Raw genomic sequence first — 19,329 nt, forward strand, 5'->3', positions numbered from 1 at the left:
CGGAATGTGCGAAGCTGAATAAAGATTACCCGTTATGTTCTGCCTTAATGGCGCGAGCGGACTATCAGAGCGGTGCGGAATGTGCTGGGGAACCGGAAGAGAAACAATGTACGGGTTCTTCCACGCAGTCGTGCGGGTGCAACAATGGCGGAACACAAACGCGTACGTGCGATACGTCCACGGGGACGTGGAGCGGGTGGAGCGCGTGCAGTATCAGCGACGCTTGCGAATGTACGGGCACGAAACCGGAAGAGAGCCAGGCGTGTAACAACTGCGGCACACAGACTCGTAGTGTAACGTGTGATACGGCAACCGGCCAATGGAAAACGGGAAATTGGAATACATGCAGCAAGACGGAAGCGGAGTGTGCGATAGTGCCGACCTGCTTCAACGGCGCAACCCGGGGCAGCCAAACGTGTAATATATGCGGGACGCAGACCACGGAAAAATGCGTGGACGGAACCTGGATTACCGAGGCGGGGGAATGCAGTAAAACGGTTGCACAGTGTCTTTCCCTTTGCAGTGAGGGGGTCACGCGTCAAATTGAGGAACAATACGATTGTGGCACGAGAAAAATTACGCAAGAATGTAAAAATGGAAAATGGGAGGCCACCTTCACCGGTGTAAAAACGTTAAAAGAAGGCGCTGAATGCTGGACGGGTGATGCCCGCGACTGGGGCGGATATACCTGCACGGGGCCGACCCAATGTCTTCAGACGAGGAAACCTAGTCAGGATTTGGTAGTTGATTCCGGGATTAACGATGGATTGGGCAGCGGCAGTTCTACCTCTAACCAGACTTGCAACAGCGGCCAGACATGTAAAAACTGCAAATGGGAAAAGCGTCCTTGCGCTTCCAGCGGCTCCAGCGGCGGTGGCGGCGGCGGCGGTGGCGGCGGCGGCGGTTGCACTTCTTATATGATGCGCGCTGTCAACTTTGATGCGGATTCTGAATATACCTGGTGCAACGTTTCAGTAATGGACTGCGGCGGCGGTGACGTGACGTACGGAAACGTGAGCTGTATTTAATAAAATTCTGTTCGTGTCATTCCTCCCCCGGATTGTTGCGGGGGAGGATTTTTTGGATATATCGGGCGGCGGCGTTTTACTTGTCTGGCTTTAGCGGGTTTTTCGGCGGCGGTACGCGGCCGTTTTTTTAAACCGCCGGTTTGACAGTAAAAAGGAGGGACTTTTATGGAGTCCCTCCTTCTTACTAATCCGATTTCCGCCTTGACAAGCGGGGTTTTGTCTGGTAGCCTTTGATTATAGTATACTTAAAGTATAATTCCATACAGTAATAAACTGAAGGGGGAGACGTATGAGCGAAGTGATTTTGACGGATGCTAATTTTGAAGAAGAAGTGTTGAAACATAAAGGCCCGGTGATGGTGGATTTTTGGGCGACCTGGTGCGGCCCGTGCCGTATGTTGGGCCCCGTGGTGGAAGAACTGGCCAAAGAATACGCCGGCAAAGTGAAAGTGTGCAAATTAAACACCGACGACGGCGCCGATACCAGCTCCAAATACCGCATCACCTCCATTCCCACTATTATTTTCTTTAAGGACGGCGAAGTCGCCGGACAGACGGTGGGATTGCAATCCAAGGCGGCTTTGCAGGAAAAACTTAACGCCTTGCTGTAAGGTGTGTTTATGAAAAAAATATTTATATGGAGTTTTGCACTTGCCCTGCTGGCGGGCGGTGTGTTTTCGCTGGCGGCGCAAGATTGCGCCGGCGGCGTGTGCACCGCTGCCGGCGGTAAAACCGTTTCGGGCGGGGATTCTTCCTCCCTCCCGGTTTTAACCAGCCAGTCCTATGCGTCCATGAAAAAGGACCAGGTGTTTGTTGTTATGTTTTCGGCGGCGTATTGCCGCCCGTGCCGCGAGGCCAAACAGCAGATGTTCCCCGAGCTGATGAACAAGTACGCCAAGTACGGCAACGTGCACTTTTTCACGCTGGACGTGGAGAAAGACGTAGCCGGCCCCGGCGGCGTGTTTTTAAAAGACGCCTGGGCGGTTTCCGCACTGCCGACGTTTGTCGTGGTGTATAACGATTCCGTTATGCTGTCCCTCAGAGGGTATTCGGCCGATTCCAGAGCCGCGACCCAGCAGGCCATTGAAAATAAAATTAACGCTTTAAGATAGCCGTTTCCTCCCGCTCCCTTTCCGGGAGCGGGAGAGATTATCCGTCCCGCCCGCTGCCCGTATGAAAAATTTTTCACCCCAGCTGTTTTTAATTGACGCCCACGGCTTCCTGCACCGCAACTATCACGCGCTGCCGAAACTGACGACTTCGTCCGGCCAGGAAGTGGGGGCGCTGTACGGTTTTTTAAGATGGCTGATTAAAATGCTGCGCGAGCAAAACCCCGCTTACGTGGCGGTGTGTTTTGATTCTCCCGGCGGCTGCGCGCGGCGCAAGGCGCTGCTGCCCACGTATAAAGCCAACCGCAAAAAACCGGATGACGCGCTGGTCAGCCAGTTAAATTTGGCGCGCGAGCTGGTGCACGAACTGGGGCTTGCGGTGGTGGCGCAAAGCGGCATTGAAGCCGACGATTTAATGGCTTTTTTAGCCATCGGCGCGGCCAAGGAGCAGGTGCCCAGCGTGCTGGTTACGTCGGATAAAGACGTGTACCAGTTTCTAAACGATTTTATTCATATTTGGCCCGCCGGCGGCAAGGACGGCTTTAAAGGGCCGGAAGCCGCCAAGGAAAAGTTCGGCGTGGATGTGCCGTTCCTGCCGGATTATTTTTCCATTGTGGGCGACGCGTCGGACAATATCCCCGGCATTATGGGCGTAGGCCCCAAAAGCGCGGTGGATTTAATCAACAAATTCGGCCATTTGGAAGACATCATCCGCGCCGCGCAGAACGACAACCCCGATTTAAAACCCGCACTGGCCAAAAAAATTCTGACCCACGAAGGCGAAGCGCTGCTCTCCAAGCAGCTCGTGGTGCTGGACCCGGATTTGAATATCCCTTTTCACTTAAACGATTACCGCGTGCGCACGCCGGATAAAGAAAAACTCGGCGCGCTGTTTGAACGGTACGAATTTAAAAACCTGTTGGATTTTCTGCAGGCTCCGCGTCCTTCCGTGCCGGTGATTTTGTCTTCGGTCCAAACGGAACTGCCGGTGGCGGACGTGTTAAAACGCGCGGAAGCCGGCGGAAAAATTTTCATACACGCACAGGACGAGCTGGCGGTGCTGGGCTTAAATGAAACCGAAGCCGCCGTGGTGCCCGTGGCGGAGCTTCAGCCATGGGAGCTGGACGCGCTTAAAAAGCTGGTGGAAAACGACGCGGTGGAAAAAATCGGCTACGATTTAAAACTGACGCTTCGCGAGCTGGACATTAACGTGCGCGGGCAGTTTATTACGTGTTTTGACGGCCGCCTGGCGCGCTACCTGCTGGACCCGTCGGGTGATTTGAGTTTTTCGGGCGCGTGCTCGGAGTATTTTTCGGCCACCGTCAGCGAAGAGGATTCCCGCGCGCTGATGGCGGAGTACAACCGTTTTATCTGGAAAATGAAAGACCTGCTGACGCAAAAACTCAAAGAGAGCGGCCAGTACGATTTGTACCGCACGCTGGAGCTGCCGCTGATGATGGTGCTGTCGGATATGGAATTTGCGGGCTTTCGGGTGGACCCGGGCTGGCTGGAAAGTTTCAAGGCGCTCTTGGAGCAGGAAATCGCCCGTTTGCAAAAAGATATTGACGCCCGCGCGGGCTACGCCGTCAACATCAACTCCACCAAACAGCTCGGCACCCTTTTGTTTGAAGAAATGAAAATTCCGCCCGTCAAAAAAACCAAAACCGGTTATTCCACGGACGAAGAAGTGCTGGAGCAAATCGCACAGACGCATCCCGTCGCGCGCGCCATTTTGGAATATCGCTCCAACAATAAATTAAAATCCGCCTATGTGGACAATCTGCTTTTAATGGCCGACGAGGACGACAAAGTCCACTCGTACCTGGACCAGACCGGCACCGTTACGGGCCGTCTCTCCAGCTCCAGCCCGAACCTGCAGAACATTCCCGTCCGCACCGAAAAAGGCCGCCTGCTGCGCAAAGCTTTCTGCGCGGCGCCGGGTAATGTGCTTTTAAGCGTGGACTATTCGCAGATTGATTTGCGCGTGCTTGCGCACGAAAGCCAGGACCCGGTGCTCGTCCAGTCGTTTTTAGACGGGGGGGACATCCACACGCAGACCGCCGCGCAGATTTTCGGCGTGATGCCGCTGATGGTAAGCGAGCAAATGCGCTCTAGTGCAAAAGCAATTAATTTTGGTATCATTTATGGGCAGGGCCCGATGGGGCTCTCCCAATCGCTTGGCATTTCCATGCGTGAAGCAAAAGAATATATCGACAATTATTTCAAAAATTACCGCGTCGTGCGCGAGTGGATTGATAAAAATATTGCCGCCGCCCGCCAAAACGGATATGTAAAAACGATGCTGGGGCATGTGCGTTATCTGCCGGAATTTAATATGGGTGTAGGTTCCATGTCTTCTTTTGCCCAGCGTGCGGCCATCAACACCATCGTGCAGGGCGGTTCGGCCGATATCATCAAAAAAGCGATGATTGACGTATTTGAGGCCTACCGCGGCACCGCCGTACAAATGACGATGCAGGTGCACGACGAATTGATTTTTGAGCTTCCGCAGGACCGTTTGGGCGAAACGGCCGCCCGCATTAAAGAACTGATGCAGAACGCCGTGCGCCTGCGGGTGCCGCTTTTGGCCAGCGCCAAAGCCGGCAAGAACTGGTATGAGCTGGAAAAACTGCCTTTATGATTCTACGCGCTAAAGATAAGCTTGTGGTGGGTCTTACCGGAAGTATTTTAAGCGGCAAGAGTACGGCGCTGTCGTATTTTACCAGGTACGGAGCCGGAACGGTATCCGCCGATGAACTGGTGCGGGAACTGTACCAAACCCCGGCCGTGCGCAAAAAACTGCTGGCGTGGTTCGGTTCCGCCGAACCGGCCGAAGTGGCCCGGCGTGTGTTTGCTGACGAAGAAGGCCGCCGCAGGCTGGAAGCCTGCCTGCACCCCAAAGTGTTGGCCCTTGCGGCCAAACGGGTGAAAAGCTGTGCAAACACCGTAGTGGTGGTGGAAGTGCCTTTGCTGTTTGAAGCCGGGTGGGATAAATTGACAGATTTGAACGTCGTGGTGCTGGGGAACCGGCGCACGCTTGCAAAACGCCTCCGGGCCAGGGGTATTACCTGCGCCGAATACAAACGGCGTTTGGAAACACAGCTGCCGGAAAAAGAAAAAGCCCTCCGGGCCGACATTATCCTCGCCAACCGGGGAGACAAAACCGATTTGGGGTTAAAAGTAAAGCGCCTTTGCCGGGCGTTTGAATATATTTACGGAGCCAAGTAAGGAGTTACAATGGAAGAAATCACCTCGCAGGAAAAAACCGCTAAACCTGCCAAAGAAGCCAAGCCGGCCAAAACGGCCGCCGCGGCACCCGCCGCCGAAGAAGCAAAAACCCAAAAACCCGCCCGCATGGTCCGCCCCGGGCAGAAGCCGGCGTCCGCCGCTTTGCAGCCCGTCCCGGCGCGTCCCAACGGCGCCAAGCCGATGGACGCCCGCGCGCTCAACAAGCTGAGCATGCCGGAACTGACCAAGCTGGCCATCAATTACAATTTAGAAGACATTTCCAGCCTGCGCAAGCAGGAACTCATCGGACGCATTATCGCCGTGCAGGCCAAGCAAAACGGCTCCGTCTACGGCGGGGGCGTGCTGGAAATCCTGCCCGACGGCTTTGGCTTTTTGCGCTCGGAAGAGAACAATTACCTGGCCGGGGCCGAAGACATTTACGTTTCTCCTTCTCAGATTAAACGCTTTGGGCTTCGCAAAGGGGATACGATTGAAGGCTTAATCCGCCCGCCCAAAGACAACGAACGTTTTTTCGCGATGCTCCAAGTGCAAAAAGTAAACGGTTTGGATTCCGACAAAGTATACAACCGCCCGCTTTTTGAAAACCTCACCCCGCTTCACCCCAACGAACGTTTTACGCTGGAAATTGACAAATCCTCGCTTACCCAGCGCGTGATTGATTTGATGGCGCCCATCGGCAAAGGCCAGCGCGCGCTGATCGTCGCGCCGCCCAAAAGCGGTAAAACGATGATTTTGCAGGCCATCGCCCATTCCATCGCCGAAAACCACAAAGACGCGGTGCTCATGGTGCTGTTGATTGACGAACGCCCCGAAGAAGTAACGGATATGAGCCGCAGCGTAAAAGGCGAAGTGGTGGCTTCTACGTTTGACGAACCGGCGGACCGCCACGTTCAGGTGGCCGAAATGGTGCTGGAAAAAGCCAAACGCATGGCCGAACAGGGCAAAGACGTGGTGATTTTGCTGGATTCCATCACCCGCCTGGCCCGCGCGTACAATACGGTGGCCCCGTCGTCCGGACGCGTATTGACGGGCGGTTTGGAAGCGACGTCTTTGCAAAAACCCAAACGCTTTTTGGGCGCGGCGCGCAATATTGAAGAAGGCGGTTCGTTAACCATTATCGCCACCGCCATGATTGACACCGGCAGCCGCATGGACGAAGTGATTTTTGAAGAGTTCAAAGGTACGGGCAACAGCGAACTGTGCCTGGACCGCAAACTTTCCGAACGGCGCATTTTCCCGGCGGTGGACATCAACCGCAGCTCCACGCGCAAGGAAAACCTGCTGCTCTCGGAAGACGAACTGAACAAAGTCTGGATTATGCGCAAAGTGCTTGCGCCGTTAAGCTCGGTGGACGCGATGACGCTGTTGCTGGAGAAACTGTCCTCCACCAAGTCCAATAAAGACTTTTTCAAGCAGATGGAAGTAAACGCCTTCTAGCTTGGGCGGGGAAAAGAATTTGCTTTCCCAAACCCCGCGATATATGGTAAAATAAACTATAAGATTTTTAAAGGAAGACTAAAATGAAAGAGAAAATACACCCGACTTACGAATTCGTAGAAGCCGTCTGCGCCTGCGGTAACAAATTTATGACCCGCTCCACGGCCAAAACTTTAAAGCTTGACATCTGCTCCGCCTGCCACCCTTTCTTTACCGGCAAACAGAAACTGTTGGACACCGAAGGTATGGTGGAAAAATTCAACAAACGCTTTGCGAAAACCGAAGGTAAAACCTTGGTCCGCAAACCGAAAACCGAAGTAAAAGCCAAGGCCAAGCTCGTCAAAAAGCCGGCCGTGGCCAAAAAAGCCGCCGCTGTTAAAAAACCGGCCAAAAAAGCTGCCCCCAAGGCCGAAACCGGCGCGGAAGCCAAATAGCAACGATTCTTTAAAAGAGCAGACTGTCCGAAAGGGGGTCTGCTCTTTTTCTTTGTAGGGCCGAAGGCCGGATATTCCCCGTCAGTAAGGATTTTTTATGGATACCTCCAAATACGTAACCGAATTTAAACAGCTGGAAGAAGAACTCGCTTCCGGCAATCTCAGCGGGCAGGATTTGGCCGTAAAAGCCAAACGCCACGCGTTTTTAAAGCCCATTATTGAGAAGGAGCAGGAAATCGCTTCCGCCGAAAAGGCCATCGCGGACGACCGCGCCATGATTGAAGCCGGCGAAGACAAAGAACTCGTCAAAATGGCGGCCGAAGAGCTGGCGGAGCTGGAGGCCAAACTGCCGGACCTGCAAAAGGAACTGCGCATTCTCGTCATTCCGCCGGACCCGAACGACTCCAAAAACATTTACCTGGAAATCCGCCCCGGCGCGGGCGGGGACGAATCCGCGCTGTTTGCGGCGGAACTCCTGCGCGTATACCAGCATTTTGCGCAGACCAAAGGCTGGGCCACCGAAATTTTGGAATTTACGCCCACCGGTTTAAAAGGCTGCAAATACGTCAGTATGTTTATCAAGGGCGAGGGCGCATATTCCTGGCTTCGCAACGAAGCGGGCACGCACCGCGTGCAGCGCGTGCCGGACACCGAAACCGCGGGCCGCGTGCATACGTCCACGGTTACGGTGGCGATTATGCCGGAAGCCGAAGAAATTGACATTGAAATCCGCCCCGAAGATTTGGAAATGGAAACCTGCCGTTCCGGCGGCGCGGGCGGCCAGAACGTAAACAAGGTGGAAACCGCCGTGCGCATTATTCACAAGCCTACGGGCATTGTCGTGTCCTGCCGCGAAGAGCGCCACCAGGGCAAAAACCGCGAAAAAGCCATGGCCATGCTGCGCGCCAAGCTTTACCAGATTGAAGAAGAAAAACGCAATAAAGAAATTTACGACGAACGCAAAGCGCAGGTGGGCACGGGGGACCGCTCGGAAAAAATCCGCACGTATAACTTTCCGCAAAGCCGCGTAACCGACCACCGCACGGACAAATCTTACCATAACCTGATGGAAATTATGGAAGGCAACATTGAGCCTATTTTGGAAGATTTGCGCGCGTTTCGCGTGGAGCAGAAACTCAAAAATCTGCAAATCTGATTGCCGCTTGTTTTGCTTGCGCCGGGCGGCCGAAGGGGGTTGCCCGGCGTTTTTTATAAGGAGAAAATATGCCTTGCGCCGCCCAACTTTTGCAATCCGCCGTAACCCGTCTGCAATCCGCCGGCTCGGACGAGCCGCAGGCCAACGCAGAGTGGCTGCTGGCTTGCGCGTTAAACGTCAGCCGTACGTGGGTGCTGGCGAATGCCTCGCGTGAAATTTCACCCGAAGACGAAGCCGTTTTTAACCGTATGCTTACCCGCAAGGAAGCGGGGGAGCCGCTTTCGCACATTGTGGGTTTTCAGCCTTTCTGCGGGCTGGATATCCGGGTTACGCCGGACGTGCTCACGCCGCGCCCGGAAACGGAGGAACTGGCGGAGCTGGCCGCGGCGGCGTTTGACCGCCGGGGGCGGTACGAATTTTTGGATATGTGCACCGGAAGCGGATGTATTGCGCTGGCGCTGGCGAATAAATTTCCGCAGGCGCGCGTGCTGGCGGCGGACGTGTCCGAAGCCGCTTTGCGCGTGGCGCAGGAAAACGCCCGCATTCACCGGCTGACCGAGCGCATCCAGTTTCTGCAAAGCGATTTGTGGGAAAACGTGATGGGGACGTTTGATTTAATTATTTCCAATCCGCCCTATATCCCGACGGCGGACTTAGAGGGTCTGACGCGCGAAGTAAAGCACGAACCGCGCCTGGCGTTAGACGGCGGGGAAGACGGCTATAATATCACCCGCCCGCTCTGCCAAGCGGCGGCGGGGTATTTAAAACCCGGCGGTCTGTTGGCGCTGGAGCTGTGCAAAGGCCAGGCCTGGCCGCTTGCGCGGGGACTGGAAGAAATCGGGTGGAAGGCTGAAGTAAAAAAAGATATATTTAACATAGAGCGGTTTGTACTCGCCCGCAAAATTTAACCTTTTTATCTCAGGAGAATTTATGGACAGATTTATTATCCGCGGCGGAAAAAAATTAAACGGTTCCGTGCATACAAGCGGCAGTAAAAACGCCGCGCTTCCCATTCTGGTGGCTACGCTGTTGACGGACGAACCGTGCGTCTTGCACCGCGTGCCCAATTTGCGCGACGTACGCACCACGCTTAAAATTTTGGAGTATTTGGGCAAAAAAATTGAATACAAGGATAACACCGTTACCGTTACGGCGGACGGAGTGCTGAAAAATAATCTGCCGTACGAGCTCGTCAAGCAAATGCGCGCGAGTTTTTGGGTGGCCGGGCCGCTGCTGGCGCGTTTTAAAGTGGCCGAAATTCCGCTGCCCGGCGGGTGCGCCATCGGCGTGCGCCCGGTGGATATTCACTTAAAAGGATTTGAAAAGCTGGGCGCGGAATGCGAAATGAAAGCGGGCAACGTGATTCTGCGCGCCAAGGAGCTGGTGCCGGCGAAAATCGTGCTGCGTTTTCCCAGCGTGGGCGCGACGCAGAACCTGTTGATGTGCGCGTGCCTGATTCCGGGCGAGACGGTGTTGGAAAACGTCGCCAAAGAGCCGGAAGTGGACGATGTAATCGCTTTCTTAAATAAAATGGGGGCGGACATCCGCGTGGGCGACAAAGGCCAGCTGATTGTGCGCGGAAAAACCGCTTTGCACGGCGCGGAACACGCCGTGGTAGCGGACCGCATTGAAAGCGGTTCGTATATGCTGGCGGCGGCCGCTACGCGCGGGGACGTAACCGTGGACGGATGCGTGCCGGAACACAATTCCATTTTAATTGAAGCGCTGCAGGAAGCCGGATTTACGCTGGACGTTACGCCGGACTCCGTACATGTACACGCCTATGACGGGGAGATTAAGCCCGTGCGCGTGCGCACCGCGCCGTACCCCGGATTTGCGACGGATTTGCAGGCCCCGTGGATGACGCTGATGACGCTATGCAGCGGTACGGCGGAAGTGGATGAAGATATTTTTGAAAACCGCTTTATGCACGCGCCGGAATTGGTGCGTATGGGCGCGGAGATCGTAACGGAAAAAAGCGTGGCGCGCATTACGGGCGTAAAAACGCTGTGCGCGGCGCACGTGCAGGCGTCCGACCTGCGCGGAGGGATGGCGCTGGTCATCGCCGGGCTGTGCGCGGCGGGCGAAACGGAAGTGGAGCGCGTCTATCACATAGACCGCGGCTACGAAAATTTAGAGCAAAAACTAACCGCTCTGGGGGCGGATATCCGCCGGTATAACCCTGATAAATAATGAGTTTTGACATCGTTTTTAATTACATCCTCAAACGGTCCGGCGTCGGCTGCGGCGCGGGCCCGGAAGGCTTCCGCGCTCTGCTGGAAAGGCTGGGCAATCCCCAAAACCGCTTTAAAATCATTCACGTGGCGGGCACCAACGGCAAAGGCTCCGTCTGCACCATGACGGCGCGCGCGCTGGCGTGTGCGGGGTACAAAACCGGGCTTTTCGTGTCGCCGCATTTGGTGTCTGCCGTGGAGCGCATTCAAATTAACGGCGCGCCCGTTTCCAAACAGGCTTTTTCAAACGCCGCGCTGGCGGTGTTTCAGGAAGAGGAAGAAGAACTCAATTTTTTTGAAATTTTAACCGCCGCCGCCCTGGTGCATTTCGCGCGTCGCGGCGTGGAATACGCCGTGCTGGAAACCGGCCTCGGCGGCCGCAAAGACCCTACCAACATCTGCACGCCCGTGCTGAGCCTTATCACTTCCATCGGGCTGGACCATATGCAATACCTGGGCTCCAGCCTCGCGCAAATCGCGCGGGAAAAAGCCGGCATTATCAAACCCGGCGTGCCGGTTATCAGCGGCACGGTCAATCCCGCCGCGCGCGAAGTCATCCGAAAAACCGCCAAAGAAAAGCGGGCGCCGCTTACGTTTGTCGGCGAGGGGGAACCCTTTTTTGAATACGCGTATGATTATGTAAATAACCAAACGGTTCTGCATACGCAGGACGGGCGGGAATGGCTGTTGCATGCGCTGGGCCGCCGCCAGACGATTAACGCGTGCGTTGCGTATCACGCGGCCAAACTGCTGGGCCTGCCGGATGCGGCGGTGAAAAAAGCGTTTGAAACGCTTAGCCTGCCCGGCCGGTTTGAAGTGGCCCGCACGGGCAAAACCACGTTTATTTTAGACGGCGCGCATAACCCGCAGGCCGTGGAACTGCTGACGGAGTTTTGGCAAAAAACGCCTTTTACCCAGGATACCACCCTATTGTGCGGGTTTATGAAAGACAAAGATTATAAAAAAATGCTTGCGTTGCTGTGCCCGCATTTTAAAAATATCATCGTTACCGTTCCGCCTTCTCCGCGCGGGGCGGGAGAAGAAAGCATCCGCGCGGCCCTGCCCAAAAAGGCCCAAATTGTCTTTGAACCGGACTGGAAAAAAGCGCTTATGTCGGCTAAAAAGTATCCGCGCGTATTGTGTACGGGGTCCTTTTACCTGGCGGGCGCGGTGCGCGGAAAACTGCGTTTGTAAGCGCGGCGGCGCGGGCGGCGTTCTCCGTCAGAAAACGGGGTTGACAGTAGCGGGGGGATTGTGGTTAAATTTAATGTAAGCATTTTGAGGACGGGGAGCGACAATGGCGTTAGACAACAATCAATTTGACGGACACGGGGACATCGCCCAATTCCTGGAGAAATTCAAAGAGCAAACTTTTTCGGACTCCAATCCGCCCGAGGGCGCCTACGCCCCGCGCGAGGGCTCCGTTCCCGCCAAACCCGCCCAATACGAACGTTCGTTTGAAAAACTGGAGCAAAAAATCCGGGAACTGGAAGAACGTTTTGAAGCCTCCTCCACCCAAAACCAGATGATTCTTTCCGAGCTGGCGCGCACGCGCGAAGCGATGGAACGCCAAAAAGACAAAGACGCTTTTCTGGAACATCTCTCCCGCACCATCGCCAATTTAAAAGCCAGCGTGGAAAACCTTTCCCGCGCCCAGCAGGACCGCTCTTTCGCGTACCGCGAGCCCGACGTGCAGCGCAGTTTTGACCCCGTGCCGCCCGCGTTTAAAGCCGGCGACGCCGACCATACCGCCATCTACCATTACCAGACGGCCAATTTCCACTCCGCCCGGAACGAAAAAAACCGCGTGGACCGCGAAGAAAAAGAACGCATTATTTCCAGCCTGCGCCAGAAAGCCTCGCAGTTAAAAGCCGTCAACAGCGCGCTGGACCGCGAAATTAAAAAAGTGCAGCAGGAAAAAATGGAGGCGCTTAAAAAATCCGCCGAGCAGGCCAAGGAAATCCTCTCCCTGCGCGACCAGCTGACCGCCGCCGAAGAACGCTTTAAATCTTTTGATTTTGAAGGCCGCATCATTTCCATCAAACAGGAATACCAGCAGAAAGTTTCCAGCCTGGAAAACCAGCTGCAGGAAATTTCCGACACCTGTATGAAGCAGGTGGAAGAGATTGAATCCTTAAAGGCCGAAAATTTAAAACTCCACAAGGCGGCCGCCGAGAAGGAAGAAGCGCTGGCCCGCCTGGAAGCCAAAGAGCGCGAACTGCTCACGCTCAAAGCCGAAATGGCCGCCTTGCAGGAAAACAGCTCCAAAACCGCCAAAAAACAGCTGGCGGTATTCTCCGAACGCCTGCGCACGCTGGAAGGCCAGCGCGACGGGCTGGCCGCCGAACTGGAGCAGGCCCAGGCCTCGCTGGAAGCCGTGCGCCGGGAAAAAGAAATGCTGGAACAGAACTTTAAAGAACTGCTTGAAAAAATCAATAATAACGACGCGGTGATTGAGCAGCTGAAACATAAAATTGAAGTGCTCGGCCAGCAGAACGAAGAACTTTCCCATCATAACGAAGAGCTGACGCACCACAACACCGCGCTCCAAAGCGCCAACGAAACGCTGACGCGCGAAAAAACCGAATTGACCGGGCAGGCGCAGACGCTCAGCCGCGAGCGCGCGGTGCTGGCGGAGCGGGCGGAAACCCTGGGCCGCGAGAAGGCCGAACTGGCGGAACGCGCCGAATATTTAAACCGCGAAAAAGCGGAACTGGCCGAACGGACCCACGCGCTGACGCAGGAAAAAGAAGAACTGGCCGCGCGCGCCGAACACTTGGGCCGCGAGAAGGAATCGCTGGAACAGCATACCCGCCGGCTGGATTCGGATAAAGACGTATTATCCAAAAGCGTAGAAGCGCTTAACCGCGAAAAAGAAGCCCTGGAGCATGAGAAAGCAACCATTTCCCTGGAGTCGGGCGAACTGAAAAAACGCGCCGAAGAACTGGAAAGCGAAACGAAAGCGCTGGCCAAAGAAAACCAGCAGCTGCGCAACCAAAGCGCGGTGCTTTTAGCCGCGCGCCTGGTGCAGGAAAAAGAACGCGCCGCCAAAGAAGAAACCCTGCGCAAAGCCGCGGCTTCCCGCCCGGCCGGGCCTTCCGCCCAGACGCATCAGCCGGCCTCCAAACCGGCGGAACCGGTAAACAAACCGGCCGCTCCGCAGGAAACGCTTTCCGCCCCGTCCGCCGAAAAAGAGCCCGTGGTTGCGCCGCAGGCGCCCCAAGCCGTCCGCCCGCAGGCCCCCGCCTCGCAAAAAGAGGAGCGGGTACCCCTTTCCGAAAAGCCTATGACGATGCAGGAAACGGTGAAATCCAAAGTGATGACCGAGGCCGATTTGCCCGAAATCAAAGTGGCCGACCCGATTCCCCAGCCGGAACCTCTCTTTGACGGCGAAGATTTCCTGGAAAAGACCGACAGTTTTATCGGACGTATGAAATGGTCCATTTTCCGGGAAGATAAATAACAAACTGCTATCCGGGCCTGATGCATGCGTCAGGCCTTTTACATAAGGAATAAGAAACGTATGTCATTGTTAAAAGTTGTCGTTTTATACGGCGGCAAGTCCACCGAACACGAAGTGTCCGTCCACAGCGCGCAAACCGTTTGCCGCATACTGGCGGATAAAAAGGACAAATACCAAATTTATCCCGTTTTTATCAGCAAAGAAGGCCGCTGGTTTTTGCAGGAATCCTGCGGGCCCCAAACGTCCGGGGATAAACCCATTACGCCCGTTCTGCGCGCGGACGCCGCGTTTGCGGCGCTGGACGGTTCATTCTGCGTAGCCGCAGATGCGGTATTCCCCGTACTGCACGGCACAAATTGTGAAGACGGCACCATGCAGGGCTTTTTAGAAACGTTAAACGTGCCGTATGTAGGCTGCGGCGTGCTTGCTTCGGCCATGGGGATGGATAAAGAAATTTCCAAGCTGGTCGCCCGCGAAGCCGGCGCGCCCGTGCTGCCCTGCCGCGTGGTTTCCAAGTTTCGCCCGTACGACAAAGCCGGGCTGGAACGCTGGGTGCTGGAACAGGGCCTGCCCGTGTTTGTAAAACCCGTACGTCTGGGCTCTTCTGTCGGCGTGCGCAAGGTAAAAGAGGTGGGAGAACTGCACCGTGCGATTGATTTTGCGCTTGAGTTTGATACGGACGTGATGATTGAAAAAGGGGTGGACCGCGCGCGGGAAATTTTCTGCGCGATTTACGGGGACGAAAACAATTTGAAATCCTCCGCCTGCGGCGAACTGCGCACGGTGGCCGGCGAATTTTTTGATTACAACGCCAAGTACATTGTGGCCGGCGGCTGCGAAACCAAAGTTCCGGCGGACATCCCGGCGGACATTGCCGCACATATGCGTCAGGATAGTGAAAACATCTTCCGCGCCCTTCGCGGAAGCGGCCTGGCGCGCGTAGACTTTTTGATGGATAAAAACGGAAATTATTATTTTTCCGAGATAAACACCCTTCCCGGTATGAGCGAAACCAGCTTGTTTCCGCAGTTGTTTGAAGCATGCGGGGAAGATTACGGCCGGATTTTGGAACGGCTGATAGACTTGGCGCGTGAGGTGCACGCGCGGAAGGCGGCGCTGTCGCTGTCCCGTTAATTATGCAAACATTGATTAAGCGTTTTGTGGGGCTGAATATTTGGGTAAAGATTATTTTCTTCTTTTGCCTGTTCGGTTCGTTTGTCAACTTATTTCTGGTCCTGCGCGATATTTCTTCGGACGGCGTGCTCTTGCGCCTGCACGCGGGTTTCCTGGTGCTGTATGCGTCCCAGGCGGCGTTTATGTTACTGCACGAGCGGTATGTGTGCGTATTGGCCGCCTTGCAGGGCTTGCTGGCGCTTTTGACTAATGCGGATTTTACGTTTGTGCCGCTTTTGCGCGTGCTGGGGCAATTTTATTATATATTCAGCGCAACGCCCTCGGTGGAAGCGATGACCGTTTATAAATATGTGTTTGTTTCGGCGGCGTTTACGCTCCAAATGTTAAGCGCATATATTCTGTTTGCGATGCTTCCCAAATACGAGCCGAAGAAAAAGACGGCTGAGCCTGTGCCGGCAGAACAGCATTAAGCCCGGATGGATTTGAATTAAAAAACCCCGCTTTTTTGGCGGGGTTTTTTAATGCCGTGGCGGCGGCGTATGGCGCTTTAATACGTTAGGATGAGGGCGCATAGCATGGCGGCCTGGACTTGCAGGCCGTGCAGATAAAAAACCGTTCCCGAATGTTTCTCTCCCAAATATCTAAAAGTGCCGTATTTTGCTGAACCCTGGCTAGGCCAGATTGCCTGCCCCTGGAAGGCCTTGACTCGTTTTTTTTTTTTGATACGATGGCAAAAGGACTTGGTAAAAGGGGGGACGCACACACGCTTCAGCTACGCTTATCACGCCCCGATTTGGAAGATTAAAAGCATCTTCTTTCTGTCCCTCCTCAACCACCAAGACAGAGAGAGAACGGGGGCGTGATGAACCTATCTTATTACGCCCCCCATTAAGCCGAGGAGGGAATATGCAAACATCCCACAAGAGGAAGAAAGCCTTCACGCTTACGGAGCTGTTGGTAGTGGTAATCGTGATAGGAGTGCTTTCGGCGGTAGTATTGCCGAAGTTCAGTAAAGTAGTGGAAACGCGCAAGACGACGGAAGCGGAAGAGCTGATGTCGGCGGTGCGTACGGAGCAGGAAAAACGCTGTGCGCTGGACAAAAATTATTTGACCGATTTGGCCAAAATGTCGGAAATTATTCCGGATACGGACACAAAAAACTTTACCTATACGGCCACGACGACCGGTATCAAAGCGCAGAGTAAAGGGAAATATAATTATACTCTGGAAATGCCCTCTTACCGGGACGGCCGCCTTTGCTGTGAAAGCGCAGAGGAGTGTGCCAAATTAAATAAAGATTACCCATTATGCAGCAGTCTTATAGCGCGTGCGGACTACCGGAGCGGCGCGGAATGTGCGGGGGGCGAAGTACAACCCGAACCGGAGCCTGCTGAATGTACGGACGGAGAAGTAAGCGGAAGCCAACCCTGTAATGACTGCGGAACGCAGACCACGCAGAAATGTGTGTGGGGAAAATGGACGGCCAGCCTGGGTGCGTGTTCCAAAACGGCGGAAGAGTGTGCACCTGCACCGGAACCTGCCGAGTGTACCGCCGGGACCGTAGAAACGGGAGAGTCCTGCGGCAACTGCGGTACTAATACGCGCACGTGCGGTGCGGACGGCTCCTGGGGCTCTTGGACATGTACGGGGCAGGGAGAATGTACTCCCAGCGCACCCGTTATGGATACCACCGGGTGCGAATTTGGCTATATAATGAAATATTGTACCAATACCTGCGAGTGGAAGGAAGTGGGGAACACCTGTTGTAATACGTCGCGCACTTTGGTGCAGCGTTTCTATGTCAGCCACCCAGGGGCGGAAACCCAAACAAATGCCTGTTCTTCTTCCTATGGGCCGTATACTTGTACGTCGGCAGATGCCAGTGCTAAAAAACAATGCAACGATTATATGATGGGTACGGAACAAGGCACCAGCTGGAGTTGGACGGGAGCCTGGTCCACCGTTACTCGCTGTGAAGGCTTGACATACGTCAACGACACCTTGCCTTCCTGTTCAGGAATATCTACGTCTTCATTTACATGGAGTAATAATCATCCGGTGGTTTATCCGGACGCGACTTCCGCCTGCAAGTCCATGTTAGGTACGGAATACCGCTCTTCGTATTCCTGCGTAATAAAAGGTCCTGCGTATAACGACCCATCAGGTTGTGGCGCTTCATCTAACTCAAAAGCCTACGAGCAGATAAAGTTAACCTGCACCGGCGAAGAGAGTACGGGACTGAAATACGTCGTCGAACAATATGCGGTGGATTGCTGTGTCAAATAATATGTTTTAACAGTTATCCTTAACACCTTAAAACAAAAAAACGGCCTTCCCGAAAGAGGGGCCGTTTTGCAGGGATAAACCGCAATAAAAACGGCCCCGTTTACGGGGCCGCCGTGCGTAAAGTTATTTGTATTTGGATATCACTTCGTCTTTAAATTCCAAAAACGTACCGTTTTTAATGGCTTCTCTGGCGCGTTCCATCAGGCGGATTAAAAAGCGGATGTTATGGATGGACATCAGCCGGTGGCTGGTGAGCTCGGCCGAGCGGTACAAATGGCACAGATACGCGCGGGAATAGCGGCGGCAGGTGTAGCAGTCGCATTCCGGGTCAAGCGGGATGTCCTGCGTGCGGTATTCGGTGTTTTTAATGTTCACGCGTCCGCCGCTGGTCATAGCCAGGCCGTTGCGCGCCACGCGGGTGGGCCAGACGCAGTCAAACATATCCACGCCGCGCTCAATGGAATTCAAAATTTCCACCGGCGTGCCCAGGCCCATAAAATAGCGGGGTTTTTCTTCGGGCAAGTGGTCGGTTACGGCCAAAACGGAGGCGTTCATTTGCTCCAGCGTTTCGCCCAGCGACAGCCCGCCGATGCAGTAGCCGTGCGTGGGCAAAGAAGCCATATGCTTGGCGGCTTCTTCGCGCAGGTCCGGGAAGACGGCGCCCTGAATAATGCCGAATAACAGCGAATTGCCGACGGAGAAACTGCCGTCCGCGTTTTGGGTGATGTGCTGTTCGGGCACGGTTTTTTCGTAGGCTTTGGCGGCGCGTTCGGCCCAGCGTTTGGTGATGTTTAAGGCTTCGCGCGCGTCGTGTTTGGAAGGGTCTTTGGCGTGGATGCAGACATCCAACATCGTCCAGATGTCGGAACCGATTTCGTTTTCAAACCCGATGACGTTTTCGGGCGTAAACAGGTGTTTGCTGCCGTCGTGGTGGGACTGGAACGTTACGCCTTCTTCTTTGATTTTGCGGAATTTGGACAGGCTGTATACCTGAAATCCGCCGGAATCGGTTAAGATACTGCCGTCCCAATTCATAAATTTATGCAGGCCGCCCATCTGCCGTAGAATTTTTGTCGTCGGGCGCAGATAGAGGTGATACGTATTGGAAAGCAGACATTCCGCTCCCGCATTTTTTAAATCTTCGTCGGTCAGGGCTTTTACGCAGGCTTGCGTCGCCACCGGCATAAATACCGGGGTGTGTACCGCGCCGTGCTTGGTGTAGAGCACGCCGGTGCGGGCTTTGGAATGGGAATCTTTGGACAGGATTTTAAAAGGGGAAATCATATATATATTTTACCATATACGGATGACCGCCCCCAAAAGACCAAAAAGAAGACGCTTGCTTTTTACCCCCCGGCAGGCGTCTTCCGGTTTATGGCTTAGGATGTCGGAAGCAGGGTGTCGTACTAACTATATTGTATCAGCTGCAGATTCCCGCACAAGCCGGAAAATTAATTAGAAAGCAGGCCCCTGCGGCTGGCCCGGACCCTGCGGGCGGCGGCATACCAGACGGGAATATCCCCAAATGTTTCTCTCCCAAGTATCCAAAAGTACCGTATTTTGCTGAACCCTGGTTGAGGCACGCTGCGCGCCGCCAGAACCCCAAGGCCCAGACCCTGCGGGCGGCTCGCCCTTACCAGACGGGTGCATACCCCCTTTGTTGTTCCCATCTAACTAATAGCACCGTTTATTGCTTTAGCCCTGGCCAGGCCAGATTGCCTGCCCCCGGCAAGGGGGTTGATTTGTTTTTTTTTTTTGATACATTGGGTAAAGCAGAGTTGATTTTAGGCTAAATAAAAG

Annotated in this window: 15 protein-coding genes and 1 pseudogene; 15 read left to right on the top strand and 1 reads right to left on the bottom strand. The window is 54.6% G+C overall.

Features of this window, described 5'->3' with window-relative positions; translation table 11 throughout:
* From ACQY36_RS06120 to ACQY36_RS06190, 15 genes and pseudogenes are all read left to right on the top strand, one after another.
* Window positions 1-1,028, top strand: a pseudogene (locus ACQY36_RS06120) (hypothetical protein); the annotation flags it as partial.
* A gap of 289 nt (window positions 1,029-1,317) precedes the next feature.
* Window positions 1,318-1,638 carry a thioredoxin gene (gene trxA, locus ACQY36_RS06125; RefSeq protein WP_428055444.1) on the top strand — a complete coding sequence of 107 codons (321 nt, stop codon included), beginning with the start codon at window positions 1,318-1,320 and terminating at the stop codon, window positions 1,636-1,638.
* Between the two features lie 9 nt (window positions 1,639-1,647).
* Window positions 1,648-2,139: a TlpA family protein disulfide reductase gene (locus ACQY36_RS06130; RefSeq protein WP_428078348.1), complete on the top strand. Its 492-nt coding sequence runs from the start codon at window positions 1,648-1,650 to the stop codon at window positions 2,137-2,139.
* Between the two features lie 61 nt (window positions 2,140-2,200).
* Complete coding sequence (polA, locus tag ACQY36_RS06135) at window positions 2,201-4,777, top strand: DNA polymerase I (RefSeq protein WP_428078350.1); 2,577 nt, start codon at window positions 2,201-2,203, stop codon at window positions 4,775-4,777.
* A complete protein-coding gene (gene coaE, locus ACQY36_RS06140; protein ID WP_428078352.1) occupies window positions 4,774-5,364 on the top strand; it encodes a dephospho-CoA kinase in 591 nt (196 codons plus the stop codon). The genes polA and coaE overlap by 4 nt, the downstream gene beginning before the upstream one ends.
* Window positions 5,365-5,490: 126 nt before the next feature.
* Complete coding sequence (rho, locus tag ACQY36_RS06145) at window positions 5,491-6,822, top strand: transcription termination factor Rho (RefSeq protein ID WP_428071935.1); 1,332 nt, start codon at window positions 5,491-5,493, stop codon at window positions 6,820-6,822.
* Between the two features lie 83 nt (window positions 6,823-6,905).
* Window positions 6,906-7,256 carry a 50S ribosomal protein L31 gene (rpmE, locus tag ACQY36_RS06150; protein ID WP_428055452.1) on the top strand — a complete coding sequence of 117 codons (351 nt, stop codon included), beginning with the start codon at window positions 6,906-6,908 and terminating at the stop codon, window positions 7,254-7,256.
* 97 nt (window positions 7,257-7,353) lie between these two features.
* Complete coding sequence (gene prfA, locus ACQY36_RS06155; RefSeq protein WP_428078353.1) at window positions 7,354-8,412, top strand: peptide chain release factor 1; 1,059 nt, start codon at window positions 7,354-7,356, stop codon at window positions 8,410-8,412.
* Between the two features lie 68 nt (window positions 8,413-8,480).
* On the top strand, window positions 8,481-9,320 hold the full coding sequence (gene prmC / locus ACQY36_RS06160; RefSeq protein ID WP_428078355.1) for a peptide chain release factor N(5)-glutamine methyltransferase: 840 nt from the start codon (window positions 8,481-8,483) through the stop codon (window positions 9,318-9,320).
* 22 nt (window positions 9,321-9,342) lie between these two features.
* Window positions 9,343-10,605: a UDP-N-acetylglucosamine 1-carboxyvinyltransferase gene (gene murA, locus ACQY36_RS06165; protein ID WP_428055458.1), complete on the top strand. Its 1,263-nt coding sequence runs from the start codon at window positions 9,343-9,345 to the stop codon at window positions 10,603-10,605.
* Window positions 10,605-11,840, top strand: a complete 1,236-nt coding sequence (locus tag ACQY36_RS06170) for a bifunctional folylpolyglutamate synthase/dihydrofolate synthase (RefSeq protein ID WP_428078357.1) — start codon at window positions 10,605-10,607, stop codon at window positions 11,838-11,840. Before murA ends, ACQY36_RS06170 begins: the two co-directional genes overlap by 1 nt.
* Before the next feature lie 103 nt (window positions 11,841-11,943).
* Window positions 11,944-14,109 carry a hypothetical protein gene (locus tag ACQY36_RS06175; RefSeq protein WP_428078359.1) on the top strand — a complete coding sequence of 722 codons (2,166 nt, stop codon included), beginning with the start codon at window positions 11,944-11,946 and terminating at the stop codon, window positions 14,107-14,109.
* Between the two features lie 60 nt (window positions 14,110-14,169).
* On the top strand, window positions 14,170-15,243 hold the full coding sequence (locus tag ACQY36_RS06180; RefSeq protein WP_428078361.1) for a D-alanine--D-alanine ligase family protein: 1,074 nt from the start codon (window positions 14,170-14,172) through the stop codon (window positions 15,241-15,243).
* 2 nt (window positions 15,244-15,245) lie between these two features.
* Entirely contained in the window at window positions 15,246-15,713 is a 468-nt protein-coding gene (locus ACQY36_RS06185; protein ID WP_428078363.1) for a hypothetical protein, read from the top strand.
* Window positions 15,714-16,149: 436 nt separating this feature from the next.
* Complete coding sequence (locus ACQY36_RS06190) at window positions 16,150-17,529, top strand: prepilin-type N-terminal cleavage/methylation domain-containing protein (protein WP_428078365.1); 1,380 nt, start codon at window positions 16,150-16,152, stop codon at window positions 17,527-17,529.
* A gap of 123 nt (window positions 17,530-17,652) precedes the next feature.
* Here the strand turns inward: ACQY36_RS06190 and tgt are convergent, their stop codons facing one another.
* A complete protein-coding gene (gene tgt, locus ACQY36_RS06195; protein ID WP_428078367.1) occupies window positions 17,653-18,813 on the bottom strand; it encodes a tRNA guanosine(34) transglycosylase Tgt in 1,161 nt (386 codons plus the stop codon).
* Window positions 18,814-19,329 lie beyond the last annotated feature (516 nt).

Source organism: Candidatus Avelusimicrobium alvi, from assembly GCF_958451995.1.
Classification (GTDB): domain Bacteria; phylum Elusimicrobiota; class Elusimicrobia; order Elusimicrobiales; family Elusimicrobiaceae; genus Avelusimicrobium; species Avelusimicrobium alvi.

Bases quoted from the DNA above. Each gene is read 5' to 3' on its own strand.
- trxA (WP_428055444.1), top strand. From the start codon at position 1,318: ATGAGCGAAGTGATTTTGACGGATGCTAATTTTGAAGAAGAAGTGTTG.
- ACQY36_RS06130 (WP_428078348.1), top strand. From the start codon at position 1,648: ATGAAAAAAATATTTATATGGAGTTTTGCACTTGCCCTGCTGGCGGGC.
- polA (WP_428078350.1), top strand. From the start codon at position 2,201: ATGAAAAATTTTTCACCCCAGCTGTTTTTAATTGACGCCCACGGCTTC.
- coaE (WP_428078352.1), top strand. From the start codon at position 4,774: ATGATTCTACGCGCTAAAGATAAGCTTGTGGTGGGTCTTACCGGAAGT.
- rho (WP_428071935.1), top strand. From the start codon at position 5,491: ATGGTCCGCCCCGGGCAGAAGCCGGCGTCCGCCGCTTTGCAGCCCGTC.
- rpmE (WP_428055452.1), top strand. From the start codon at position 6,906: ATGAAAGAGAAAATACACCCGACTTACGAATTCGTAGAAGCCGTCTGC.
- prfA (WP_428078353.1), top strand. From the start codon at position 7,354: ATGGATACCTCCAAATACGTAACCGAATTTAAACAGCTGGAAGAAGAA.
- prmC (WP_428078355.1), top strand. From the start codon at position 8,481: ATGCCTTGCGCCGCCCAACTTTTGCAATCCGCCGTAACCCGTCTGCAA.
- murA (WP_428055458.1), top strand. From the start codon at position 9,343: ATGGACAGATTTATTATCCGCGGCGGAAAAAAATTAAACGGTTCCGTG.
- ACQY36_RS06170 (WP_428078357.1), top strand. From the start codon at position 10,605: ATGAGTTTTGACATCGTTTTTAATTACATCCTCAAACGGTCCGGCGTC.
- ACQY36_RS06175 (WP_428078359.1), top strand. From the start codon at position 11,944: ATGGCGTTAGACAACAATCAATTTGACGGACACGGGGACATCGCCCAA.
- ACQY36_RS06180 (WP_428078361.1), top strand. From the start codon at position 14,170: ATGTCATTGTTAAAAGTTGTCGTTTTATACGGCGGCAAGTCCACCGAA.
- ACQY36_RS06185 (WP_428078363.1), top strand. From the start codon at position 15,246: ATGCAAACATTGATTAAGCGTTTTGTGGGGCTGAATATTTGGGTAAAG.
- ACQY36_RS06190 (WP_428078365.1), top strand. From the start codon at position 16,150: ATGCAAACATCCCACAAGAGGAAGAAAGCCTTCACGCTTACGGAGCTG.
- tgt (WP_428078367.1), bottom strand. From the start codon at position 18,813: ATGATTTCCCCTTTTAAAATCCTGTCCAAAGATTCCCATTCCAAAGCC.